We start from the raw sequence: 22,264 nt of genomic DNA on the forward strand, positions 1-22,264 counted from the left end.
CCGGACCGCGGTCAGCGGCCGTTCGGGACGGGAGAGCCGACCAGACGCGCCGCCTGCCGGTGCCGGCGCGGCGCCGGTGGCAGCCCGGTCAGGAACTCCGGGAACATGCCGAAGAACGTCCGGGCGCTGCGCAGTTCAAGTGTGTGTGCCCGGGACCAGCGCAACGAGTTGGTCGCGCGGCCCCAGTGGTGTGTCCACCGCACGTCGCCGAGCAGCGCCACCGGATGTCCGCCGCGCCAGGCGCGCAGGCCGAGTTCGTGGTCCTCGTAGTAGAGGAAGAACCGTTCGTTCCAGCCGCCCAGGTCGATGAAGTCCCTGGTCCGTGCGGCGACCGCCGCGCCCATGACCCACGCCACCCACACCGCCTCGCCGGGTGCGGCCGTCAACCGGTACGAGGCGTGCAGCCGGGACAACGGCCAGATCTTCCGGTTGCCCAGTTTGGCGGTGGCGTAGGGGAAGCCGCGGCCGTTCGGTTGCGGTACGCCGTCCGAGGAGAGCAGTTGCGGCGCGGCCAGTCCGCCGTGCGCGTCGAGGTGTCCCTCCAGGACGGTGAACCCCTCGGTCGGGTTGATCTCCAGGTCCGGGTTGGCGAACAGGACGTACTCGCCCACCACCTCGCGGAGCCCGATGTTGTTGGCCCGGGAGAAGCCGACGTTCTCCGGTAGCCGGACGACCCGGGCGCCCAGCTCCTCCGCCACGGCCACCGAGTCGTCGGAGGAGCAGTTGTCCACGACGATCCACTCGTACGGTCTGGCCCCGCCCCGCCAGCAGTCGCGCAGCGTCCGCGCCGAGTTGTAGGTGACCGTCACGACACTCCAGCGTCGTCCCGTCATCACGCTCTCCGAACTGTCAGGTAGCTGATCAGGGTGGCGAAGCCGAACCGTTCACCGGGCCACTGCCGACGGGCGCGCGGCCCGCCCCGCAGGCCCTCGCCCACCCCCCGCAGGAACGGTCGCAGCAGGCCCTGACGCACCCGGCGGACGGCCAGCGCGAGGTGCGCCAGGGCCAGCACCGGGATCGCCACGAGCATCAGTGGCCAGGTGAAGGTGCGGGCCGCGACCAGGAGCCGGTTGCGGGCCAGCAGGTACGCGCGGAACCCCTGCAACGTGTGGTCACCCTCGACGCTGTGCCCGCCGGCGTGCGGCAGGACCAGCTCCGACCGGTGGGTGCGCACCCCGGACGCGTAGAGGCGGAAGGCCAGGTCGGCGTCCTCACCCCAGGCGAACAGGTGCTCGTAGAAGCCGCCGAACCGTCGGAACAGCTCGACCGGGAAGACGGCGGCTCCGCCCGACGGACCCAGCGGACCTCTCGTCGCGGTGGCCGGCCGGTCGATGAACAGCGAGATCGGGTTGAGGTCGATGCCGACGTACTCGCCGCCGTGCATGGACAGACCGACCGCGACCGGCGCGTCGGTGACCTCGGCGATGGTCGCGCAGAGCGTCGCCAGGGCGCCCTCGGGCAGCCACACGTCCGGGTTCAGCAGCAGGACGTGGCTCGTCGTCGTACGCGCCACCGCCCGGTTGCAGCCGGTCGCGAAGCCCGGGTTCGCGGGGTCGGGCAGGTACTCGTAGCGGTCGTCGTCCAGGTGGTCGGCGATGACCTTCCGACAGCCGTCCTCCGGCGAGTTGTCGGCGAAGAGGAACCGCACCGGCAGGCCCTCGGCACCGCGTACCCAGGTCGGCAGCGTCTCGGCGAGCATGCCGGCGGACCGGTAGAGCACCGTGACGATCGTCAGCGTTTCCACGTCGGCGTCACCAGCTTCGGCCAGGCCGGCAGCGCCAGCCTGGAGGGGTTGCTGACCAGGTAGAACGCGATGATCCCGGGGACGAGGGACAGCCAGAACGGCTGGATGACCGGGTAGAACTCGTAGACCCCGAAGGTGGCGTAGTAGATGAGGAACGCGCGCCCGATGTGGTGCGCCGGGCTGGGGGCCTCGCTGAGCCGCCGTTCGGCGAAACCGACGATCAACCCGGTGAGGGCCAGCGCCACACCCGCACCGACCGGTCCGAAGTCCATCAGTGGCACCGCCACGAAGGTCGCGGTGTTCATGTAGAACGGCTGGCTGAGCCCACCGGTGATCTGGTAGAGGTCGACCGGCCCGAGGAGCCGCTCGCCGACCGAACCGGTGAAGGTCAGCGAGTACCGCCCCCACGCCGGGTCGTACTCGTCCCGGTGCTCCCAGAGGCGACCGAACGTCTCCACCGACGAACTGAGCGACAGGTCGAGCGACCCGACGCTCGTGGAGAGCGCGCTGCCGCCGTACTGAGCCCGGAACTGGTCCTCGAAGGTGCCGGTGCCGGCGAGGGTGCGCTGCCCACCGAGGTAGACGGCGCCGCCCACGACCCCGAGGCCGACCAGGACCACGACCAGGGCCGCGATCTGCCGGTGCCGGACACTCATGCCGCCCGACTCGCGTCGCGTGGAGAGCGCCGCGACGAGCGCGGGGACGATCCCCACCAGCACCGAGTTCTTGCTGGCGCCGAGTGCCGCCCCGAACGTGAAGACCACGACCAGGAGCAGGTACCGCCAGCGGCCCTCGGACCTGCCGTTGAGCACCCGCAGGAGAGAGATCGCCATGCCCAGCGTCCACGCCTCCGCCAGCAGGCCCACGACGATGTTCGACCTGAGGCCCAGTTCGGCGCGGGCGACGTCCGGGTTGTCGGCGAAGAGCGGCGGCACCGCACCGTGGAACTTCAGCGCACCCCCGATGACCGCGACGGCCAGCACGACGAGCAGGAACGCCGTGAGGCGACGATCCGACGGCCACCGCAACGTGGGACGCGGCGACCGGCTCGCGGGGGCCGTCGTGGCGGCGGAGGACCGGTCCTGACCCGCCGGCTGGATCCACCACAGTGGAGGGGCCTTCGCCGGCTCGGCGAGGGCGGACCGACCACGGCCAGCCAGCCACCGACCGGCGTACCAGGCGGCGAGGAAGCAACCGACGAAGACGCCGAGCACCGGGATGACGGCCCGGCCGGCCGGCGAGTCGTACGGGCCCGGAATCGTGATCACCGCGAGGAAGACGAGCGACCACGCGGCGGAGCACACCGCGAGCCACAGCGCGGACCGCACCGCGATGACCGCGACGGCCGCGAACGCCGCCACCGTTCCGGCTGCCGCGTCGACCAGGTAGATCGGTACGACGACGGCGACCGCGGCGACCCACAGCCCGACGGTCAGGTACTTCTGGAAGATCATTCTGCGTTCCTCGTGAGGAGTGACCGGTACAGGCTCTGCCACCGCGTGACGCACCGGTCGAAGGCGTACTCCCTCGCGTACCGGTCCGCGACGGCGCGCCGCTGCTCGACGGTGGCCGCCGCGACGGCCTGGCGGATCGTGGCGGCGATCGACGAGGGGGTGAGGGCGCTCTGGAACGCCAGCGTTCCGGCCGCGTGCCGGGTCACCTCGGCGAGACCTCCAGCCCCGGAGTGGACCACCGGTACGCCGAGGGACAGCGCCTCCAGGGCGCTCAGGCCGAAGGCCTCGACCCGGGACGGCACGAGGAGACAGTCGATCCGGCGCAGGAAGTCGGCGGCGTCGACCCGGCCGACGGTTTCCACGTTCGGTCGGGCGGCCAGGGCCAGCGCCCCGGTGCCGGCGACGGCGAAGTCGGTGTCCGTCATGAGCGACGCGACGTCGGGTATCAGGTCGACGCCCTTCTCGGGCTCCAACCGGCCCAGGTAACCCACCACGGGCCGCCGGGACCCCGGCGCCGTCGGTGCCGGCGCGGGCCAGGCGGCCGGGAGGGGATTGGGGATCACGTGGACGTTCCGGACGTGGCCCCGGTTGCGCAGCTCGTCCGCCTCGAACTGGGACACGGCCACGCTCGCGTGCGGGCGCAGCCGGCGCATGAGCAGGTCGAGCGTGATGTTCGACTGGATGCTGGCCCGGCGCGCCACCGAGGGCGCCGTGTCGAGGAACTGCCACAGGCTGGTGTGCATGGTGACCACCAGGGGTGTGTCCCGGTGTGCGGTGGCCAGGGCGGCCCGCGAGTGCATCGCCGCGGACAGCAGGTGCGCGCAGACCACGTCCGGCCTCACCTCGTCGACGAGACGCCGGAGCGAACGGGCGTACCCCGGGTCGACCCGGCGGGCGGCGCCGAGGCTGACCCACGGGACCCCGGACTCCCGCAGCGAGGCGCCCACCTCGTCGTCGGAGGTGGCGGCGACGACGTCGACGCCGGTCCGTGCGTGCGCGGGGATGATCTCCGTGAGGATCCGCTCCGCGCCGCCGAACTGGCGCCGGCCGGACCCGCCGGTGGTGCAGACGAACAGCACCTTCATCGGGCACGCAGTCCTTCGACGGCGCCCCGTGCGATCGCCCGCCGTACCGGGTTCGGGCCGACGGCCGCGCGCAGCAGCACCCCGACCACGAACGCGGCGCCGGCGACCTGCCCCCGCCGGCCGGCCATCTGCCGGGTGGCCCGGATCAGCTCACGCGTCCGCCGCTGGGAGATCTCCTCCTCGGTCCAGCGCCGCTTGGCCGTGGCGTCGTCCTCGTGCATGACCACCGCGTCCGGCACGTACGCCAGGCGCAGGCCGCGCTGCTGCACCGCCCAGCACAGGCGCATGTCCTCGCCGTAGAAGAATGACGTCTCGTCGACGCCGCCGATCGCGTCGAGGGTGCTGCGCCGCAGCGCGACGAACGGCCCGGTCAGCCAGTCCGCCGTCGCCGGGTCGGCGATGATCCGCAGGTTCGGCAGGACCATGCTCAGACCTGTCGCGTGGGCGAGCCCGACGGGCACGCTCAGGAAGCGTCCGCCCTCCGTCCGCGGTTCGCCGGACGGGGCGACGACACCCGGGAAGGCGGCACCCACCGTGGGGTCGTCGAGTGCCCGCAGCAACCGCTCGACGGCCCCCTCGTGCACGAGGATGTCGTTGTTCGACAGGATGACGTTCGCCCTGGTGGTGTGCCGGACACCCAGGTTCATCCCCCGGGCGTAGCCCAGGTTCGAGCCGGACTGGACGTAGCGGACGCCCTGCCGGGCGCAGAACTCCTCGAGTGCCTGGCGGATGTCGTCCGAGCTGCCGTTGTCGACGACGACGATCTCCGCCTCGCGGGGCAACGACAGCACGCAGGCGCGCGTACGGTCGTAGTCCTCCCAGGCGAGGACCACAATCGAGGCATCCAACTCATACCGTCCCAGGGATTCGCGGCCGCGACCGTCGCAAGCTCGCACGAGAGATGAAGGCGTGCACGGCGTACGCGAGCGACGAGGCCAACGCCGCTCCGATCACCCCGGCCACCGGGATGACCCCGAAGTAGGCGGTGATCGCGACGATGAGGGTGATGACCGCCGCGACCGTCGTCGCCCTCTCGCCCCGCTTCTTCAACAGCAGGGAACTCCAGGTCTTGCCGGCCGCCGCGGCCAGCGTCCCCGGCAGGAGGCAGAGCCCCAGCACCCAGGCGAGCCGGTACTCCGGCCGCAGGAACCCCAGCACCGCCAACGCGGCCACGGCGGCCAGGGCCACCGGAACAGCCGACCGGACCACGGGCGCGGCCCGGTGCGCCGACGCGTCGACGTTCCGGTCGGCGAGGATCCGTTGGGCGCGCACCACGGCACCGGCCTGCGCGAACTCCAGCGCCGCGACCGCCAGGGCGTACACACCGAGCGGCCCGGCGCCGACGTACCTGGCCACCAGGATCTGGTTGAACCGCAGCGTCATCATCTGCGCGAAGATCCCGGTGTGCAGGTTGCCGACCGCGCGCAGGTCGGCGCGGTAGTCCAGTGCGTTGGCCGTCGGTGCCGGCGCGGGCCCGGCCCGCCGGACCATCCCCAGCACCAGGGCGCACACGGCAAACGCGGTCACCCACTGGACGGCGAGCCAGGCGACGCTCCACACACCGCCGTCAAGGTGCCCGGTGGCGAGCAGCGCCAGGTAACCACCGACCAGGACGGCGCCGCTCGCGGCGCGCATCGAGTAGACGGCGAGGAAACTCCGCTGCCGCAACGCGATCGACGAGACCGTGTTGGCGATGGTCAGACCGGCGGCGGAGCCCACACCGATCAGGTAGCCGCCGATCCCGCTCAACGCCGTCAGCAGCGCGGCGGCGACCGCGGACAGCAGCACCGAGGTCACGAACATCGCGAGGACCCACACCCGCCCACGGGAGAAGACCCAACCCGCCGGACGCGACAACAGGAAGGTGTCCAGCGACAGCCCGCCGACGGCCGCGCCCAGCGTGGCGCTGACCATGTTCGCGGACAGTTCACCGCGCTCGGCGGCGGGCAGGGCCACCGACACGACCGCCGCCAGGCCGGTCAGACCGAGGGCCGCGAGGTACAGGCGCTCCGGCGCGACGAGTCGCCGGAGCGGACCGGGCGCGGGGACGTCAGGGGCGTCCGGCGACGACCGACCGGCGTTGGACACCGAAACGCTCTTCACTCGTCTCCCCCGGGTGGTGCGGCACACCGGCGGGGACGACGAGGTCCACACCGCTGGCACTGTCTACCCGAACGCTCCGGCACCCGCAACCACGTCGATGGCCGCACCGGGCGGGGCCGGTGCCGGGGATCAACGGCCGCCGCCACGGAACACCTCCGCGACCGTACGCAGCACCACCTTGACGTCCAACCACAGTGACCAGTTCTCGATGTAGTAGTTGTCGAACCGGGCCCGGTCGGAGATCGGGGTGTCGCCGCGCAGGCCGCTGACCTGGGCGAGCCCGGTGAGCCCCACGGGGACGCGGTGCCGCGCCGCGTACGTCGGGTACTCGGCGGAGAACTTCTCGACGAAGTACGGCCGCTCCGGCCGCGGCCCGACCACGCTCATGTCGCCGCGCAGGATGTTCCACAGCTGGGGCAGCTCGTCGAGCGAGGTCCGGCGCAGGAACCGGCCGATCGGCCGGACCCGCTTGTCGTACGCGATGGACCAGTTGGTCTGCGACTCGTGGTTGTTCACCGGCTGCATGGTCCGGAACTTGATGACCTTGAACGGTCTGCCGTACCTGCCGATCCGCTCCTGGTGGAAGAAGATCCCCGGGCCGCCGTCGACGAACGTGGCGATCGTGCAGAGCAGCAGCAGCGGACTCAACAGGATGAGGGCGAACGCCGCGAACACGATGTCGGACGCCCGTTTGATCGCCCAGCGGGGGCCGGTCAGCGAAATGTCCCTGATCTTGACGATGGGGAACGCCCCGATGTGGTCCGGGTAGCCGCTGTGCGAGCGCGAACCCCACAGGCGGGGCACCGCCCAGAGGTCACATCGGGAGCTGCGGGGACGCAGCAGGGTCTCCATGAGCGTGGACTCGAGGCAGTCCGGATCGGCGATGACCAGCACCTCGCACTCCAGCAATCGGATGAGGTGCTCCAGATCGGACAGGGTGCCGCTCAACGGCAGCACGTCGGTGCCCTGGCGGGACGGCGCGTCGACGCAGCCGACGAAGCGCAGGCCGTACTGCGGGTAGCGGCGCAGCAGACGGGCGAGTTCGACGCCGACCGGCCCACCGCCGACGATGATCGCGTTGTGCTCGGCCCAGCGCCGCTTGCGGGACAGGACGGTGAACGCCCGGCTGGCGGCCCGCCCGAGGATCACGAGCCCCGCCGACAGGGCGACGCCCCGCATGAACCCGCTCACGTACGTCACCGACGAGTGGCGTTCCGCCGCGATGATCGCCACCACCGCGGCGGAGGCCAGCAGGCGACCGCAGAGGCCGGGCAGCTCGTCCAGGATGCTCACGTGCCGGCGGGGCCGGTAGAGGCCACCGGCCGCGAAGAGGGCCACCGTCAGGGCGGCGTTGGCAAGTGTGCCCTTCCAGTAGTCGAGGCTCAGCGCCAGCGGGGCGACGAGCGCGACGACGTCGACGGGCGCGGTCACCATCCACGCCCGCAGCCACCGGGTCCGCGACGACGTGCGGGACCGGGCGTACGGCAGCACGGCCGTGGTGCTCAGCCCGGCCGGCTCCGCCCCGGTCTCCGGCTGCCGGGTCTGGGGCACGGGGGATGGGCTCATCGTCGGTTGGCTTGACACTGTGGACCTCCCCGTGATCGCCCGTTCGAAGACCGCGACCGGGCGTCGGGCTCGGCCGGAACGCGCCGCCGTGGTCGGCAGGCACTACTTCGCGGCGGACAGGATCTCCGGCACGTTGTCGCTCCGGACCGCCTCGAAGACCCGTGCGGCCCTCTCCTTGTCGGCCAGGACCACGCTCTCGCCGCCGATCGTCCCGGTGCCCTTCGTGGGGCAGGTCAGGAACGTCAGGTTGCCGCTGCGCAGCTCCCGGAGATCGGACGCGAGGTCCAGCAGGTTGAGCGACTTGTCCACGGCCACCGCGTCCGCCGTCGCCTTGACGAAGGAGTTGAGTTTGGCCGGGTTCGCGAGCGTCCCGCCGGACGCCGCCTTGTCCAGGATCGCCTTGATGACCTGCTGCTGGTGCTTGATGCGGGCGAAGTCGCCGTCGGCGAAGGCGTGGCGCTCCCGGGCGTAGTCGAGGGCGGCGGCACCGTCCATCCGCTGCCGACCGGTGGCGAACGTCCGGCTGCCGTTGAGCGCGTACAGCGTGGTGAAGCCCTTCTCCACGTCCACGTCGATGCCGCCCAGGGCGTCCACGATCTCCTTGAAGCCGCCGAAGTCGACCGTCGTCACGTGGTCGACGCGGACCCCGGTGAACTTCTCCACCGTCTGCACCATCAACGGGATCCCACCCCAGGCGAACGACGCGTTGATCTTCGCGTCCCGGCCGCCCCGACCCTGCGCCGACTTCGGCACGCTCACCCAGGTGTCCCGGGGGATCGAGATGAGCTGGGCGCTGGAGTGGTCCTTCGGGATGTGGGCCAGGATGATGGTGTCGGTGCGGGAGCCCGAGTCGCTCTCCGGGTCCCGCGAGTCGCTGCCCAGGATCATGATGTTCAGGGCGCCCTTGGCCTTCTCCACCACGGGCGGGCGCTCGGCCTCCGGTACGCCGTCGAAGGCGTCGACCCGCTCGATCCCGTTGTTGACCGAACGGTAGTAGAGCCCTCCGGCGAGCACGCCGCCCCCGGCGAGCAGCACCAGGACCGCGAGGGTGATCAGCACGACCCTCTTCCACCGGCGACGCTTCGGTGGTGCCTCCTGCGTCGGCTCCGATGGTGGCTGTGCCTCGATGAACTGGGTCTCGGGCTCCGCGTGCTCCTGGCGATACCGCATGAGCTTCGATGCTACTGACCGCGGGTTTCGCTCACGTCCCCCGGAGGGGGTCCACATGGGTCCGTTTGACGACTGCAATCTTTTCCCGACCGGCGGGCCCCCGAACCTGGTATGAAACAGCCGTGGACGCATCGAAGCTGCGCCGGGCCATCGCCCGTACGCCTCTCGCGCCGGTCGCCGCCTTCCCCAAGCGGTTCGCCCGCGTCGCCCGCCACGACGCCCGGGTGCTGCGCGTCTCGGCCCGCTGGCTGGTGACGTCCCGTGAGCACCACAACTACACGTACGAGCTGACCAAGCTCAGCCGCCAGCACCTGGCCTGGTTCGTCAGCGTGGTCTGCGACCAGCCGGTCAAGCAGGTCCGCACGTGGATCGACGAGATCGAGTCCGACCAGGCGCTGCGCCAGCACATCGAGCGGGCCACCGCCGGTGCCGCCCGCCGCGGCCTCGCCGACAAGCGGGTGCACTATGCCCGCCGGGTCGGCTGGTACGCGATCGTCCGCGCCACCCGACCCGCGCACGTGGTCGAGACCGGCGTCGACAAGGGGCTGGGCACCTGCGTCCTGGCCGCCGCCCTGCTGCGCAACGCGCAGGAGGGCCACCCGGGCCGGGTCACCTCGCTCGACATCAACCCGGAGGCCGGCTACCTCGCGGCCGGCGCGCCCTGGTCCGAGGTCGTCGACCTGGTGATCGGCGACTCGATCACGTCGATCGGGGCGCTGGACCGGCCGGTCGACCTGTTCCTGCACGACAGCGACCACAGTCGCGCCCACGAGAGGCGTGAGTTCGACGCGGTGGAGCCGAAGCTCGCCCCCGGCGCGATCCTGCTCACCGACAACGTCACGAGCACGAACGTCCTCGCCGAGCACGCCGAACGCACCGGCCGACGGTTCCTGGCCTACCGGGAGAGCCCGGCGAACCACTGGTATCCGGGCGACGGCATCGGCGTGGCATGGTAGGCGGGTGCGGCTGAGCTCGATCCACACGTACCCCGTCAAGGGTTGTCACCGGGTCGACCACGACGGCGCGTTCGTGCGGGCGTGGGGCCTGGCGGGCGACCGGCGCTGGATGGTGGTGGACGCCGACGGCGTCGGCGTCACCCAGCGGGAGACGACCCGGCTGGTCGACCTGCGCGCCACCGTGCGCCCGGGGGGTCTGACGCTGCGCGCCGCCGGGCGGCCCGACCTGGACGTGCCCGAGCCGGTCGACGGTGACCCGGTGCCGGTGCGCACGTTCCGCAGACGCGAGCTGCCGGTACCCGCGGTGGCCGCCGGTCCGGCGGCGGACGCCTGGCTCGGCGCTCTGCTCGACCGACCGGTCCGGCTGGTCTGGCTGGCCCGACCGACCCGCCACCTGGCCGTCGGGAGCCGCGAGTACGACACCGGCGACCAGGTCAACTTCGCCGACGTCCATCCGCTGCTGCTGACGAACACCGCCTCCCTCGGCGCGCTCAACGGCTGGCTCGCCGAGGCGGGTGAGGAGCCGGTGCCGATGACCCGGTTCCGGCCCAACCTGGTGGTCGACGGAGCGCCGGCCTGGGTGGAGGACGGCTGGGCCGGCCGGTCGCTGCGCGTCGGCGGCCTGCGGATGCGCGCCGCCGGACCGTGCGACCGCTGCGTGGTGACCACCACCGACCAGGAGACCGGGGTACGCGCGAAGGAGCCCCTGCGCACCCTCGCGCGGTACCGCACCATCGGGCGCAAGCTCCTGTTCGGACTGCACATCGTCCCGATCGACGAGGGCCCGGTGGCCGTGGGTGACCAGGTCGTCGTGGAGCCCTGACCGGCGGCTCCGGTCGCCGTCGGCACGCTCCGGTCACCGTCCGTCGACGCTGTCTTAGCTTTGGCTTAGCCCGCTTGTCCGGTGACACGCGGGTCCGGCACCATCGCCGTCGTGACGGACGGAAGCGCTCCCGTGGTCGTCGACATCGACATCGACCTGGACCGGGTCCCCGCCGACCGGCCCGCGCCCTCGTCCGGCCCGCTGTCCTGGCTTGTCGCCGCCGGCGTCACCGTCCTCGCGGCGACCCTCGGACTCAGTCTGGCGCTGCGCTCCGGTTCGGCCCCGGCCTGCGCGTCCGGCCGTACGCTCGCCGCCGCGCCGCCCACCGGCACCGCCACGCACAGCGGCAAGGCCACCTTCTACGACTCCGACGGCGCCGGCGGCAACTGCTCGAACCCGGCCGCGCCCGCCAACCGGCTCTACGTGGCGCTCGGCCCGAGCGAGTACGCGGCCGGCGCCGCCTGCGGCGGCTTCCTCGACGTGACCGGCCCGAAGGGCACCGTCCGGGTCCTCATCATGGACCAGTGCCCGGAGTGCGCGCCCGGGCATCTCGACCTGTCCCGGGAGGCGTTCGCCCGGATCGCCAACCCGGTCCAGGGGCAGGTCCCGGTCACCTACCGGGCGGTGGTCAACCCGCCGCTGCCCGGCCCTCTCACCTTCCGGATCAAGGAGGGGGCGTCGCAGTTCTGGTTCGCCGTCCGGGTCGGCAACCACGGCAACCCGCTGCGCGGCGTCGAGGTCCGCCAGGGCGGCAGCGGCCCGTGGCGGTCGACGGCCCGGCAGGACTACAACTACTGGCTGATCCCCTCCGGCGCGGGCGCCGGACCGTTCAGCATCCGGGTCAGCGACGTGTACGGCAACCGGGTCACCGTCTCCGGCATCCGGATGGCGCCCGGCCAGGTCCAGACCAGCACCGTCCGGATGTACGGCCCCGGCGCGTCGGCAGGTCCGCGGAAGTCGGCCTCGGCCCGGCCGTCCGCCACCCGGGCCGGGGGCACGCCGGCACCGGCCCGCCCGGTCGAGGTCGCGAGGGCGAGCGCGCCGCCCGCCGAGACACCGTCCACCCGTCCGGCCGGGGCCACCGCCCGTTGGTGCGGCTGACCGGTCAGTCTGTGTGACCCTGTGCGGGAGAGGGGATTCGAACCCCCACATCCTTCCGGATACAGGTTCCTAAGACCTGCGCGGCTGCCATTACGCCACTCCCGCCAACGCACCGAGTTTAGAGCGTCCCGCCGCGCCGGTGTCGAGCCCGGGCGTCCCGCTGCGCCGGTCAGTCCAGGCCGAGGTCTCGGCGGAGCTTGGCGACGTGCCCGGTGGCCTTGACGTTGTAGAGCGCCCGTTCGATCTTGCCGTCGGCGTCGATCACGAAGGTGGAGCGGATCACGCCGGTCACCGTCTTGCCGTAGAGCCGCTTCTCGCCGTACGCGCCGTACGCGGTCAGCACGGCCCGGTCGACGTCCGACACCAGGGGGAAGGTGATCGCGTCGCGGTCGCGGAACTTCGCCAGCTTCTCCGGCTTGTCGGGGGAGATGCCGACCACCTCGTAGCCGGCCGTCTGGAGGCTGGCGAGCGAGTCGCGGAAGTCGCAGGCCTGCTTGGTGCAGCCGGGGGTCATGGCCGCCGGGTAGGCGTACAGGACGACCTTGCGACCGCGCAGGTCGGCGAGGGAGAGCTGGTCGCCGGTGTCGGTGGGCAGGGTCCAGTCGGGGGCGGGGTCACCGGGGGAGAGGCGGTCGGGCGTGGTCATGGCCCGACCCTACCGCCGGGCCGCGCGGTGCTGTCGTCGCCGACGCGCCAGGGGCGCGACAGGCGGCCGGGGCCGGTGACGTCCCGGGCGGCGCGAGGTGATCAAGGCCATGCCTTGTTGCAAGACTCTGGCAACAACGAGGTTTGGGAAATAGGCTGACCCCGTCGGCCCCGCACGGGTCCGTTGACGCGTGGGAGGTCGCGTGGAAACACTGGCGATGCACATCTCGAACGGGATCATCAACGGTCCCGTCGCAGCGGTCTTCGCGGCAGTCGCACTCGCCGCGCTCACCTTCTGCGTCCTGCGCGCCCGCCGCGACCTGGACGACCGGCTCGCGCCGATGGCGGGCCTGGTGGCCGCGTTCATCTTCGCCGTCCAGATGCTCAACTTCCCGATCTTCACGGCCGGTGTCAGCGGCCACCTGCTCGGTGGCGCGCTCGCCGCCATGCTTGTCGGCCCGTGGGTCGGCGCGCTCTGCGTGGCGGTCGTCCTGGTCGTCCAGGCGCTGATCTTCGGTGACGGGGGCGTGGCGATGCTCGGCCTCAACATCACCAACATGGCGCTGCTCGGCACCGCCGCCGCGTACCTGCTCATCGCCGTGCTGCTGCGGGTGCTCCCCCGTACGCCCGCCGGCCTGGCGGTCACCGCCTTCGTCGCCGCGATGCTCAGCGTGGTCGTCGCGTCGCAGGGCTTCGTCGTGCAGTACTGGCTCGGCGGCACCACCGACCTGGGCGGCAACCTGGCCGGACTGGCCGGCACGATGGCCGGTGTCCACCTGCTCATCGGCATCGGTGAGGGCCTGATCACCGCGACCACCGTGCTCACCGTCGCGAAGGTGCGCCCCGACCTGGTGTACGCGCTGCGCTCCCTGCGCACGCCCGCCGCTCCCGTCGTCCCGGTCGCCGGAGGTGTCCGATGAAGAACCGTTCCTGGGCCTTCCTGGCCGGCGGCCTGCTGGTCGCCCTGCTGCTCGCCGGAGTGGTCAGCAACTACGCCTCGTCGCACCCGGACGGGCTGGACTCGTCCCTGCTCAAGGGCTGCACCGTCGACGCCGACGACAACATCGTCGGCGGCAGCTGCCCGGCGCAGCAGGCGAAGGACCACGAGCTGGGCGACAGCCCGCTCGCCGACTACGGCGTGCGCGGAGTGGAGAACGGCTTCCTCTCCACCGGGCTCTCCGGGGTGCTCGGGGTGCTGGTGACCTTCGCGATCGGTGCCGGCGGTTTCTGGCTGCTGCGCCGCCGGGGCACCACGCCGACCGACGGTGACGCGACGACGCCCGCCGAGGGCGACGCCGTGGCGTCCGGCGACGATCGTCGCCACGCCGGCGCCAACGGCTGAGCAGGGGGTACGCGGATGGGTGCCGGTCACGGGCACGTGCTGTACCGCGAGTCGGACTCGCCGGTGCACCGGCTCCCGCCCGAGGTCAAGATCGTGGCGATGGTGGCCTTCACCATCGCCGTGGTGGCCACGCCGCGCGAGGCGTTCTGGGCCTTCGGCGCGTACGCCGTGCTCGTCGCGGTGGTGGCCGCGCTGGCCCGGGTGGGGCCACGGTGGCTGCTCAGCCGTGCGTTGATCGAGCTGCCGTTCGTGGTGTTCGCCATCGCGCTGCCGTTCCTGGGCGCCGGCGAGCGGGTCGACGTGCTGGGTCTGCGGTTGTCCGAGGACGGGCTGCACGGCGCGTGGAACATCCTGGCCAAGGGCACCCTGGGCGTGCTCGCCTCGCTGCTGCTCGCCGCGACCACCACCACCCGGGACCTGATCGTGGGGCTGGACCGGCTGCACTGCCCGCAGGTGCTCACCCAGATCGCCACGTTCATGCTGCGGTACCTCGACGTGCTCGTCGGCGAGGCGCGGCGGATGCGGGTGGCCCGGATCTCCCGGGGCGACGACCCGCGCTTCCTGTGGCAGTTGCGCGGCTTCGCCGCCGGGATCGGGGCGCTGTTCCTGCGCGCCTTCGAACGCGGTGAGCGGGTCTACCTGGCGATGCTGTCCCGGGGCTACACCGGGCGGATGCCCGTCGTGTGGCAGGGCGAGGGCGCGGCGACCGCCGGCCAGTGGCTGGTCGCGGCGACCGTTCCGGTGGTGGCGGCCTCCATCGCCGCCGCCGCCGTCGTGCTGACATGATCGGAGTCGTGCAGACCGCTGTCTCGCTGGACGTTCGTGGTGTCCGGTACGCGTACCCGGACGGGCACGTCGCCCTGCACGGCGTGGACCTGACGGTGCCGCGCGGTGACCGGGTGGCGCTGCTGGGGCCGAACGGCGCCGGCAAGACCACGCTGGTGCTGCACCTCAACGGCATCCTCACGCCGACCGAGGGCAGCGTGAGCGTCGGCGGGTTGACCGTCACCTCGGACCGGGCCGCCCTGGCCGAGGTGCGCCGTCGGGTGGGCATCGTCTTCCAGGACCCCGACGACCAGCTGTTCCTGCCCACGGTGGCGGAGGACGTGGCGTTCGGGCCGGCCAACCTGGGGCTGCGCGGGGCGGAGCTGTCGGCCCGGGTCGACGAGGCCCTGGCCGCCGTCGGGATGGGCGAGCACCGGGACCGGTCGCCGCAGCACCTGTCCTTCGGGCAGCGCCGCCGAGTGGCGGTGGCCACCGTCCTCGCCATGCACCCGGAGATCCTGGTGCTCGACGAGCCGTCGTCGAACCTGGACCCGGCGGCCCGCCGCGAGCTGGCCGAGATCCTGCGCGGCCTGCCGGTGACGCTGCTGATGGTCACCCACGACCTGCCGTACGCGGCCGAGCTGTGCGAACGCTCGGTGATCCTGGACGGTGGCCGGATCGTCGCCGACGCACCCACCCGCGACCTGCTGACGGATTCCGCCCTGCTGGCCCGGCACCGCCTGGAACTCCCCTACGGCTTCACTCCGCTGGCGTAGTCCCGCGCTCGGCGGCCCCGACCCGCGGGGCCGGTGTGGCGGCGCGGGCGGTGGCGTGCAGGCGGAGGACACCGGCGGCTGTCGCGCCGGCGCCGGTGATGAGCACCGCCGCGACCATCACGCGGGCCGCTTCGGGTGCCCACGGCACCGGGGCGATGGACCGGGCGAACACGGCGGCGTTCGCCGTGCCGGCGAGGAGCGCCAGACAGGCCCCGCCCAGCGCGACCACGAAGTCGGCTCCCGGCCGGCGGGTCAGCGCGTACCAGCCGGCGGCGATCGCGCCGAGGCCGGTCAGCAACGACCACACCTGCCCGGACAGCAGCCCGACGAGCACACCTCCGACACCCTGGGCGCCAGCGTCCAGCTCCCGCCCGACCGGGTACACCACGGCGACCGCGCCACCGGCGACGAGCAGCACAGCGAGCGCGGACAGCGCCCGCCCGCCGGCGGGGGAGGCGGCGGCGAGCAGGCCGAGCGCGCCCACGGCGAGCACCCCCACGATGGTCACGGCCCACCAGGTGTACGCGTCGGGTGGCGGCACCCAGTCCAACGTGCCGTCGATCCGTACCGGGTCGGTGCCGTCACGCAGCGGGACCGTCCAGTCCCGCACCCGGTGCTCGCGCTCCGGCGCGGCGCGTACCGCCTGCGGAGGCGCCGACTCCTGCCACAGGGCGCGCTGGTCGTGCCAGCGGGCGGTGCTCCCGTCGGCGATCCGCCGCCACGAGGCGGGCGCCGCCGGGTCGGCGTCGGCGGGGAGCGCGGTGTCCCCGGCGAGGGTGCGGTTCAGGTAGGTGGCCGGGGAGCGGGTGTTCTCGTACACCCCGTCCGGGCCGACCCGCAGGTACGGCTCACCGGAGTAGCCGAGCACCTCGATCGGGCGGCCGGTGCGGTTGGTCAGCTCCAGTCGGGCGCCCGCCTCGACGACGCGTACCTCCAGGCCGGCGCGGGCCGGGGTGACACCGGTGGCCCGCGTGCGGTAGTCGGTGCCGTTCGGGGCGTCCGCGCCGTGCGCGGCGGCGGGCGCCGCGGTGAGCAGGGTGGCCGCGCAGGCGGCGGTGGCGACCAGGCCGGCACGGGCCAGCAGGGTACGGATCACTTGCCGGCCGCCGCCACGGCAGCGGTGAGGCCCTGCGGGCTGCGGTCGGCGAGCGGCTGGCCGTTGACCAGGATGGTCGGCGTGCCGGTGACGTCGTTGCGGCTGGCCTCGTCGGTGACGTGCGCGGTCCACGTCCGGTAGGTGCCGTCCTTGACGCAGCCGCCGAACGAGGCCCGGTCGAGCCCCACCCCGGCGCCGATGTCGATCAGTTCGTCGTTGCTGAGCCCGGCGCTGCCCTCCGGTGGCTGCTTCGCGAAGAGCGCCTTGGCGTACTCGCGGAACTTGCCGCCGGCCGCCGCGCAGCCGGAGGCGGCCGAGGACCGGGTCGAGTACTCGGTGGTGGAGAAGCGGTTGAGGTACGCCACCGGGTGGTAGACGACCTTCGCCTTGTTCTCGGCGACCAGCTGTTCCAGGGTGGCGCCGCTGGTCTGCTCGAACTGGTTGCAGGCCGGGCAGAGGAAGTCCTCGTAGACGTCGACGGTGACCGGGCCGCCGCCGGTGACGATTCCGGTGGCGTCGGCGTTCGCCCCGGGCGGGGTGGTGAAGGTGTCCGACTTCTGGCTGGACCAGACGGCCCAGCCGATCACACCGGCAATCACCAGCACGGCGACGGCGGCGGCGGAGACCCAGATCGTGCGGCGGCGCCGCCGTTCGCGGGCGAGCTGCTCGCGGACCACCCGGGCGGCGTCCCGCTGCCCCTTGCGACTACTCATCCTCGTCCTCCACAGCGGGTTCGCCGGACAACCACCCGTCCACCGACACGGGCGTACGCGGCCAGCACAGCAGAAATCCGGCCAGCACCAAGAATCCCAGGTCACGCAGGATCTCCGGGAGGTAACTGGGTGCCTGCCCCTGCGCCAACTGCCCGCCGCTGCCGAAGCAGCCGCAGTCGATGGCCAGGCCGCGCGCCCACGCCGACGCGATCCCGGCGATGAAGACCACGAGCAGCGCGGCCGACACCCCGGCGCCGAGCCGGGTCGCCAGCCCGAGCAGCAGCAGCACGCCCAGCGCCAGCTCGATGAACGGCAGCGCGGCGCCGACCACCGTCGCCACGTCGTACGGCAGCACCTGGTAGGCGTTGACGGCCCGCCCGGACGCGGCCAGGTCGCCGACCTTCGACGCGCCGGCGATCAACCAGACGGCCGCGAGACCGAGCCGGGCGGCGACACCGAGCCAGGGTCGGACGGTGGGCCAGCGGCCGGCCCGCGCGGGTGGTGCTGTCACGCTCATTTGTCGTCCCGTCTCCGCAGGAAGTTCCGCGTTCAGCCGGCCAGGGCGTCGCCGACCGCCTCGACCAGCTCGTCACGTGCTCGGGCGACCCGGGAGCGGATGGTGCCCACCGGCACCCCCTCGACGGCGGCTGCCTCCGCGTACGACAGGCCGAGCAGTTGCGTGAGCACGAACGCGGCGCGGCGCTCGGCGCTCAACCGGCGGACGAGGTCGGTGGCGCCGAACTGCCCGGCCGGGTCGGGATGCGGCCGGTCGGTGTACGCGTTCGCGGCCAGCCGCTCGTCGAGGCGGCGACGGCGGATGACGGTCCGCAGATGGTCGGCGCAGGCCCGCCGGGCGATGCCGAGCAGCCAGGTGCGGGCGCTGGAGCGACCCTCGAAGGCCGGCAGTGCCCGGAACGCCCGCAGGTACGTCTCCTGGGTCAGATCGTCGGCGCTGTCGGTGTCGACAAGCGCCGCGGCGAAGCGCCACACCTCGGACTGGGTCAGCCGGACGAACGCGGCTTGAGCTGCGGGATCACCGTCGCGGGCGGTCAGCGCCCACTCGGTCGCCGGGTCCCGCACGGCGGCGTCGGTCGGCTCGGCGGGACCGGAGGCACCGGTGTCACGCGGGACGGGGATCACGACAACCCAGGTTACGCGGGGCCCGGCGGAGCGTCAGGGTCCTTCGGCCCTTGGATGGTCTGCGCCACGTCGGGAACTTTTTCCCGTGCCGCGCCGACTACCTGCTCATGACACGCGACCAGGTACGCGCGGCGCTGGTGGCTGGGTGCAGGTGAGCCGTTCACCCGCCTCGGGTCGCCGAGGGCCGCGTCGGTCGGCGACCATGGCCGGCATGACTGTCGCCCCCCGCCGTTGGGCCGCCCGCCTGGCCGCAGCCGCCGGCCTCCTGGTCACCGTCGTCGCCCTGTTGATCGCGCCGGCCACCCCCGCCAGCGCCCACGCGGTGCTGTCGGGCAGCACACCGGCGGCGTCCGCTGTGGTGCCGAGCGCGCCGTCCGAGGTGGTTCTCACGTTCACCGAGTCGGTCCGCAAGGTCCCCGACAAGGTCCGGGTGATCGCGCCGGACGGCTCCCGGGCCGACCGGGGTGAGCCGTCGTTCGACGGCGGCACGGTGACCATCCCGGTGGACCCGTCCGGCGGGCGCGGCACCTACCTGGTCACCTTCCGGGTGATCTCCGCCGACAGTCACCCCGTCTCCGGGGCCTTCACCTACTCGGTGGGCGCGCCGTCGACCCCGCCGGTGGACGCCGGCAACGACAGCCGCGCCAACCCGGTGGTGGTGAACGCGGTGAAGGTGGCCCGTTTCCTCGGCTACGCCGGGCTGGTGCTGCTGGTCGGGCCGGTGCTGGTGCTCGCCGCGCTGTGGCCGCGCCGGCTCTCCCGGCGGGGTCCGACCCGGCTGGCCTGGGCCGGTCTCGGGCTGGTGGCCCTGGCCACCGTCGCCGACCTGTGGTTGCAGGTGCCCTACACCGCCGGTGGTGGCATCTTCGCGGTGACCGGCGAGGGGTTCGGCAGCGTGTTCGGCAGTTCCTTCGGCGCCGCCCACCTGGTCCGGCTCGGCCTGCTGGCGGCGTCGGCGTTCCTGCTGCGGCCGATGCTGGCCCGCCCGGCCGGCCGCACCGACGCGATCATCCTGGCCGTGCTGGGCGGGGCGGCGCTGCTGACCTGGCCGCTGGCCGGGCACCCGGCGGCGTCCCCGGCCCCCGCGGTGTCGGTGGTCGTCGACGCGGTGCACCTCGGCAGCATGGCGGTCTGGTTGGGCGGTCTGCTGATGCTCGGCGGTTTCCTGCTGCGCCAGGCCGACGAGCGGGAGCTGGGCGCGATCCTGCCGATCTGGTCCCGGTGGGCGGCGCTCGCCGTCTCGGCGCTGCTGCTGGCCGGCACCGTCCAGGCGTTGATCGAGGTGGCCACCCCGGACGCCCTGTTCAGCACCACCTACGGCCGCCTGCTGCTGGCCAAGATCGGCCTGTTCGCGATCGTCATCGCCGTGGCCGCGTACTCCCGGCAGATGGTGCGTCGACGCGTCGCCGCGCAGCGGCCGGTGCCGGTGCGCCGGGCGGTGTGGGTGGAGTTGGCCGTCACCGCGGTGGTGCTGGGCCTGTCCGCGACGTTGGTGCAGACGACACCCGCGCGGACCGCCGTGGGGGAGCCCTCCGGCACCCAGGCCGGCCTGTTCACCACCACCCTGACCAGCCAGCTCTACTCCCTGCGGGTCGAACTGGACCCGGCACAGCGGGGCAACAACTCGATCCACCTCTACGCGTACGCCCCGGACAACCAGTCGCAGCCGCTGCCGGTGGAGGAGTGGAAGGCCACCGCCGCGCTGCCGTCGGCCGGGATCGAGCCGATCGACGTCCCGCTGCTGCCGCTCGTCGACAACCACGCGTACGGCGACGTCAGCCTGCCGGCCGCCGGTGACTGGCAGCTCAAGATCACTGTCCGGACGACGGACATCGACCAGGCCACGGTGACCGCCACCGTGCCCATCCGTTAGAGAGGTTCGCGAAACCCATGACCCGACTCCGGCGTACCGCAACCGCCGCTGCCACCCTGGCGTTCACCGCCGTCGCTGTCCTCGGCTTCGCCGGGGCGGCATCGGCCCACGTCACGGTGAACCCGAAGGAGGCCACCCAGGGCGGCTATGCCCGGCTGGCGTTCCGGGTGCCCAACGAGAGCGACACCGCGTCGACCACCAAGCTGGAGGTGGTGCTGCCGGAGAACGCCCCGGTCGGTTCGGTGTCGACCCTGCCGGTGCCCGGCTGGACGGTCGCCGTGGAGAACCGCAAGGTGGATCCGCCGATCGAGGTGCACGGCAGCCAGATCACCGAGGCGGTCTCCAAGATCACTTGGACGGCCACCGGTGACGCCGCCGTGAAGCCGGGTCAGTTCCAGGAGTTCGGAGTCTCGATGGGCCCGCTGCCCAAGGTCGAGTCGATGGTCTTCAAGACCCTCCAGACGTACTCCGACGGCAACGTGTCGCGGTGGATCGACGAGCCGCAGCCGGGTGGCGCCGAGCCGGAGAAGCCGGCGCCGGTGCTCACCCTGACGGCCGCCGCGCCGTCGGCGTCGGCAGCGCCGGCCGCAGCCGTGGCGTCGAACAACGACGATGACGACGACGAGGGCGACGGCCTCGCGGTCGGCCTCGGCGTGGCCGGACTCGTCGCCGGTCTCGCCGGTCTGGCGCTCGGCGGCCTGGCGTTCGCACGGACCCGCCGGGAGCCGGCCGCCAGGTCCTGACCCGCCGCGCGTCCGCTGGCCCGCCGGAGCATCCGGCGGGCCAGCGTGCTTTCTGCGGCCGGACCCGGCCGTGCCGTGGATATCCCCTGATCAGGCGGTCGACGTCGGTAAGGTCGGCCGGGTATCTGGCTACGGAGGGGGACGGTGCGAATGCGTTTCGTGCGGATGATCGCCGGAGTGCTGCTGTTGGTCATCGGGATTCCGGCGGTGTTCGCCGGCGGGACGCTCTGGCTGGTGACCCGGCACGCCGACCCCGGTGGGGCCTTCGCCGCCCGCTTCGAGACGGTCCGCACACCCGGACACGCCGTCGTCGTCGGCGATCTCGACCGGTTGCTGCGGCAGGAGGCGCCGTTCGCGCGTACCGCCCAGACCGGGCTGCGGGTGGACGCGCGTACACCTGACGGCCCGGCGTTCGTCGGTCTGGCGCCCACCGCCGAGGTCCGTCGCTGGCTGGAGCCGGTGCCGCACGCCACGGTCCGCCGCGTCGCACTGGCCCGGGGTCCGCTGCCGGTCCGGCTGGACCCGGCCGGCCCGGCCGTCGCGCCGGCCGCCGGCGAACCGGCCAGCCCGCTGGGCCGTCCCTTCTGGGTACGCGAGGGGATCGGCTCGCTGGAGTGGAGCGCCGACGACCTGGCCGGCGAGCCGATGAGCCTGGTGATGATGCGCCCGGACGGCGGCGCCGACCTTGCCCTGGATCTGCGGGCGGAGTTGCGCGCGACCTGGACCGGCCCGGCGACCTGGGGTCTGCTCGCCCTCGGTGTGCTGCTGGTGGTGGGCGCGGTGCTGCTCCTGCTGCGACCGCAGCGCCCCCGTGAGGTGATCTTCGTGGTCGAACCGGACCAGGTGCCGGTGCTCGCCGGCCGGCTCGGGGTCACCTCGCTGAGTGGCCTCGGTGTCCGGGAGCCCGGTGCGGCCCCACCGGTGCCGACGGTGCGGCAGCTCGCCCCGGTCGGCTCGGGTGAGCGAGCGCGTTCGGCGATCGGCGCCGAGCCGGCCGCCCGACCGGCCACCCTGGCCGACCTGGACGAGGCGGCCGGGCAGCTCCGCCCGCCGGAGGTGACGTTGAGTCTGGCGTGGCCGCCCGCCGCGGCGGAGCCGACGGCCCGACCGGTGGTGGTGGAGGACGAGACGGCGAGCGGCCCTCCGCGCTGCCGACACGGAGGGCCGCT

At 73.0% G+C, this 22,264-nt stretch carries 22 protein-coding genes, 1 tRNA gene and 1 pseudogene; 10 read left to right on the top strand and 14 right to left on the bottom strand.

The window, feature by feature from the left end; all coding sequences use genetic code 11:
* Positions 1–11 precede the first annotated feature (11 nt).
* The 8 genes from ABZS77_RS06570 to ABZS77_RS06605 all read right to left on the bottom strand — a co-directional run bounded on the left by ABZS77_RS06570 (position 12) and on the right by ABZS77_RS06605 (position 9,122).
* Complete coding sequence (locus ABZS77_RS06570) at positions 12–833, bottom strand: glycosyltransferase (protein WP_354818245.1); 822 nt, start codon at positions 831–833, stop codon at positions 12–14.
* On the bottom strand, positions 833–1,744 hold the full coding sequence (locus ABZS77_RS06575; protein WP_354818248.1) for a glycosyltransferase: 912 nt from the start codon (positions 1,742–1,744) through the stop codon (positions 833–835). Before ABZS77_RS06575 ends, ABZS77_RS06570 begins: the two co-directional genes overlap by 1 nt.
* Complete coding sequence (locus ABZS77_RS06580) at positions 1,732–3,198, bottom strand: hypothetical protein (RefSeq protein WP_354818251.1); 1,467 nt, start codon at positions 3,196–3,198, stop codon at positions 1,732–1,734. The genes ABZS77_RS06575 and ABZS77_RS06580 overlap by 13 nt, the downstream gene beginning before the upstream one ends.
* Positions 3,195–4,283, bottom strand: a complete 1,089-nt coding sequence (locus ABZS77_RS06585; protein WP_354818254.1) for a glycosyltransferase family 4 protein — start codon at positions 4,281–4,283, stop codon at positions 3,195–3,197. The genes ABZS77_RS06580 and ABZS77_RS06585 overlap by 4 nt, the downstream gene beginning before the upstream one ends.
* Positions 4,280–5,131, bottom strand: a complete 852-nt coding sequence (locus tag ABZS77_RS06590) for a glycosyltransferase family 2 protein (protein ID WP_354818257.1) — start codon at positions 5,129–5,131, stop codon at positions 4,280–4,282. Before ABZS77_RS06590 ends, ABZS77_RS06585 begins: the two co-directional genes overlap by 4 nt.
* Before the next feature lies 1 nt (position 5,132).
* On the bottom strand, positions 5,133–6,386 hold the full coding sequence (locus ABZS77_RS06595) for a hypothetical protein (protein WP_354818260.1): 1,254 nt from the start codon (positions 6,384–6,386) through the stop codon (positions 5,133–5,135).
* A 129-nt stretch (positions 6,387–6,515) separates the two neighbouring features.
* Complete coding sequence (locus ABZS77_RS06600; RefSeq protein ID WP_354818263.1) at positions 6,516–7,952, bottom strand: sugar transferase; 1,437 nt, start codon at positions 7,950–7,952, stop codon at positions 6,516–6,518.
* 102 nt (positions 7,953–8,054) lie between these two features.
* Positions 8,055–9,122 carry an LCP family protein gene (locus tag ABZS77_RS06605; protein WP_354818266.1) on the bottom strand — a complete coding sequence of 356 codons (1,068 nt, stop codon included), beginning with the start codon at positions 9,120–9,122 and terminating at the stop codon, positions 8,055–8,057.
* A 122-nt stretch (positions 9,123–9,244) separates the two neighbouring features.
* On the opposite strand from ABZS77_RS06605, the gene ABZS77_RS06610 reads away from it, so the two are divergent.
* The 3 genes from ABZS77_RS06610 (at position 9,245) to ABZS77_RS06620 (ending at position 12,002) form a co-directional block, all read left to right on the top strand.
* Positions 9,245–10,078 (top strand): class I SAM-dependent methyltransferase, encoded by an 834-nt coding sequence (locus ABZS77_RS06610; protein ID WP_354818269.1) that lies wholly within the window; start codon positions 9,245–9,247, stop codon positions 10,076–10,078.
* A 4-nt stretch (positions 10,079–10,082) separates the two neighbouring features.
* A complete protein-coding gene (locus tag ABZS77_RS06615; RefSeq protein ID WP_354818272.1) occupies positions 10,083–10,901 on the top strand; it encodes an MOSC N-terminal beta barrel domain-containing protein in 819 nt (272 codons plus the stop codon).
* A gap of 111 nt (positions 10,902–11,012) precedes the next feature.
* Positions 11,013–12,002: an expansin EXLX1 family cellulose-binding protein gene (locus ABZS77_RS06620; RefSeq protein ID WP_354818275.1), complete on the top strand. Its 990-nt coding sequence runs from the start codon at positions 11,013–11,015 to the stop codon at positions 12,000–12,002.
* Between the two features lie 22 nt (positions 12,003–12,024).
* Here ABZS77_RS06620 and ABZS77_RS06625 read toward each other — a convergent pair.
* Positions 12,025–12,107: transfer RNA gene (locus ABZS77_RS06625), tRNA-Leu, on the bottom strand.
* Positions 12,108–12,171: 64 nt separating this feature from the next.
* Positions 12,172–12,648: a thioredoxin-dependent thiol peroxidase gene (gene bcp / locus ABZS77_RS06630; RefSeq protein WP_354818278.1), complete on the bottom strand. Its 477-nt coding sequence runs from the start codon at positions 12,646–12,648 to the stop codon at positions 12,172–12,174.
* A 202-nt stretch (positions 12,649–12,850) separates the two neighbouring features.
* Here bcp and ABZS77_RS06635 point away from each other — a divergent pair, with 202 nt between their 5' ends.
* The 4 genes from ABZS77_RS06635 to ABZS77_RS06650 are packed head-to-tail and all read left to right on the top strand — an operon-like array spanning position 12,851 to position 15,530.
* Entirely contained in the window at positions 12,851–13,567 is a 717-nt protein-coding gene (locus ABZS77_RS06635; protein WP_354818281.1) for an energy-coupling factor ABC transporter permease, read from the top strand.
* Positions 13,564–13,989: a PDGLE domain-containing protein gene (locus tag ABZS77_RS06640; protein ID WP_354818284.1), complete on the top strand. Its 426-nt coding sequence runs from the start codon at positions 13,564–13,566 to the stop codon at positions 13,987–13,989. Before ABZS77_RS06635 ends, ABZS77_RS06640 begins: the two co-directional genes overlap by 4 nt.
* A 15-nt stretch (positions 13,990–14,004) precedes the next feature.
* Positions 14,005–14,775 carry a cobalt ECF transporter T component CbiQ gene (cbiQ, locus tag ABZS77_RS06645; protein WP_354818287.1) on the top strand — a complete coding sequence of 257 codons (771 nt, stop codon included), beginning with the start codon at positions 14,005–14,007 and terminating at the stop codon, positions 14,773–14,775.
* Positions 14,772–15,530 (top strand): ABC transporter ATP-binding protein, encoded by a 759-nt coding sequence (locus ABZS77_RS06650; RefSeq protein WP_354818290.1) that lies wholly within the window; start codon positions 14,772–14,774, stop codon positions 15,528–15,530. Before cbiQ ends, ABZS77_RS06650 begins: the two co-directional genes overlap by 4 nt.
* On the opposite strand, the gene ABZS77_RS06655 is transcribed toward ABZS77_RS06650, so the two are convergent.
* Genes ABZS77_RS06655 through ABZS77_RS06670 form a run of 4 tightly spaced genes read right to left on the bottom strand, consistent with a single transcriptional unit; the run spans position 15,514 to position 18,479 of the window.
* Positions 15,514–16,626, bottom strand: coding sequence for a hypothetical protein (locus ABZS77_RS06655; protein WP_354818293.1), 1,113 nt, complete (start codon positions 16,624–16,626; stop codon positions 15,514–15,516). The genes ABZS77_RS06650 and ABZS77_RS06655 overlap by 17 nt on opposite strands.
* Entirely contained in the window at positions 16,623–17,339 is a 717-nt protein-coding gene (locus ABZS77_RS06660; RefSeq protein WP_354818296.1) for a thioredoxin domain-containing protein, read from the bottom strand. Before ABZS77_RS06660 ends, ABZS77_RS06655 begins: the two co-directional genes overlap by 4 nt.
* Positions 17,332–17,856 carry a MauE/DoxX family redox-associated membrane protein gene (locus tag ABZS77_RS06665; RefSeq protein WP_354818299.1) on the bottom strand — a complete coding sequence of 175 codons (525 nt, stop codon included), beginning with the start codon at positions 17,854–17,856 and terminating at the stop codon, positions 17,332–17,334. Before ABZS77_RS06665 ends, ABZS77_RS06660 begins: the two co-directional genes overlap by 8 nt.
* 32 nt (positions 17,857–17,888) lie before the next feature.
* The gene (locus ABZS77_RS06670; protein ID WP_354818302.1) at positions 17,889–18,479 is read right to left on the bottom strand and encodes a sigma-70 family RNA polymerase sigma factor; all 591 of its coding nucleotides are present in this window, start codon (positions 18,477–18,479) and stop codon (positions 17,889–17,891) included.
* A gap of 202 nt (positions 18,480–18,681) precedes the next feature.
* Between ABZS77_RS06670 and ABZS77_RS06675 the strand changes: the two genes are divergently transcribed.
* The 3 genes and pseudogenes from ABZS77_RS06675 to ABZS77_RS06685 all read left to right on the top strand — a co-directional run.
* Positions 18,682–20,352, top strand: coding sequence for a copper resistance protein CopC (locus ABZS77_RS06675; RefSeq protein WP_354818305.1), 1,671 nt, complete (start codon positions 18,682–18,684; stop codon positions 20,350–20,352).
* Positions 20,353–20,369: 17 nt separating this feature from the next.
* On the top strand, positions 20,370–21,095 hold the full coding sequence (locus tag ABZS77_RS06680; RefSeq protein ID WP_354818308.1) for a YcnI family protein: 726 nt from the start codon (positions 20,370–20,372) through the stop codon (positions 21,093–21,095).
* A 675-nt stretch (positions 21,096–21,770) separates the two neighbouring features.
* Positions 21,771–22,067, top strand: a pseudogene (locus ABZS77_RS06685) (hypothetical protein); the annotation flags it as partial.
* Between the last annotated feature and the right edge of the window lie 197 nt (positions 22,068–22,264).

The sequence above is a fragment of the Micromonospora sp. NPDC005298 genome, from assembly GCF_040607375.1.
GTDB lineage: Bacteria > Actinomycetota > Actinomycetes > Mycobacteriales > Micromonosporaceae > Micromonospora.

Excerpts from the sequence above, each read along its gene's own strand:
- ABZS77_RS06570 (WP_354818245.1), bottom strand. The coding sequence starts at position 833 with ATGACGGGACGACGCTGGAGTGTCGTGACGGTCACCTACAACTCGGCG.
- ABZS77_RS06580 (WP_354818251.1), bottom strand. The coding sequence starts at position 3,198 with ATGATCTTCCAGAAGTACCTGACCGTCGGGCTGTGGGTCGCCGCGGTC.
- ABZS77_RS06585 (WP_354818254.1), bottom strand. The coding sequence starts at position 4,283 with ATGAAGGTGCTGTTCGTCTGCACCACCGGCGGGTCCGGCCGGCGCCAG.
- ABZS77_RS06600 (WP_354818263.1), bottom strand. The coding sequence starts at position 7,952 with ATGAGCCCATCCCCCGTGCCCCAGACCCGGCAGCCGGAGACCGGGGCG.
- ABZS77_RS06605 (WP_354818266.1), bottom strand. The coding sequence starts at position 9,122 with ATGCGGTATCGCCAGGAGCACGCGGAGCCCGAGACCCAGTTCATCGAG.
- bcp (WP_354818278.1), bottom strand. The coding sequence starts at position 12,648 with ATGACCACGCCCGACCGCCTCTCCCCCGGTGACCCCGCCCCCGACTGG.
- ABZS77_RS06640 (WP_354818284.1), top strand. The coding sequence starts at position 13,564 with ATGAAGAACCGTTCCTGGGCCTTCCTGGCCGGCGGCCTGCTGGTCGCC.
- cbiQ (WP_354818287.1), top strand. The coding sequence starts at position 14,005 with ATGGGTGCCGGTCACGGGCACGTGCTGTACCGCGAGTCGGACTCGCCG.
- ABZS77_RS06650 (WP_354818290.1), top strand. The coding sequence starts at position 14,772 with ATGATCGGAGTCGTGCAGACCGCTGTCTCGCTGGACGTTCGTGGTGTC.
- ABZS77_RS06660 (WP_354818296.1), bottom strand. The coding sequence starts at position 17,339 with ATGAGTAGTCGCAAGGGGCAGCGGGACGCCGCCCGGGTGGTCCGCGAG.
- ABZS77_RS06665 (WP_354818299.1), bottom strand. The coding sequence starts at position 17,856 with ATGAGCGTGACAGCACCACCCGCGCGGGCCGGCCGCTGGCCCACCGTC.
- ABZS77_RS06675 (WP_354818305.1), top strand. The coding sequence starts at position 18,682 with ATGGCCGGCATGACTGTCGCCCCCCGCCGTTGGGCCGCCCGCCTGGCC.
- ABZS77_RS06680 (WP_354818308.1), top strand. The coding sequence starts at position 20,370 with ATGACCCGACTCCGGCGTACCGCAACCGCCGCTGCCACCCTGGCGTTC.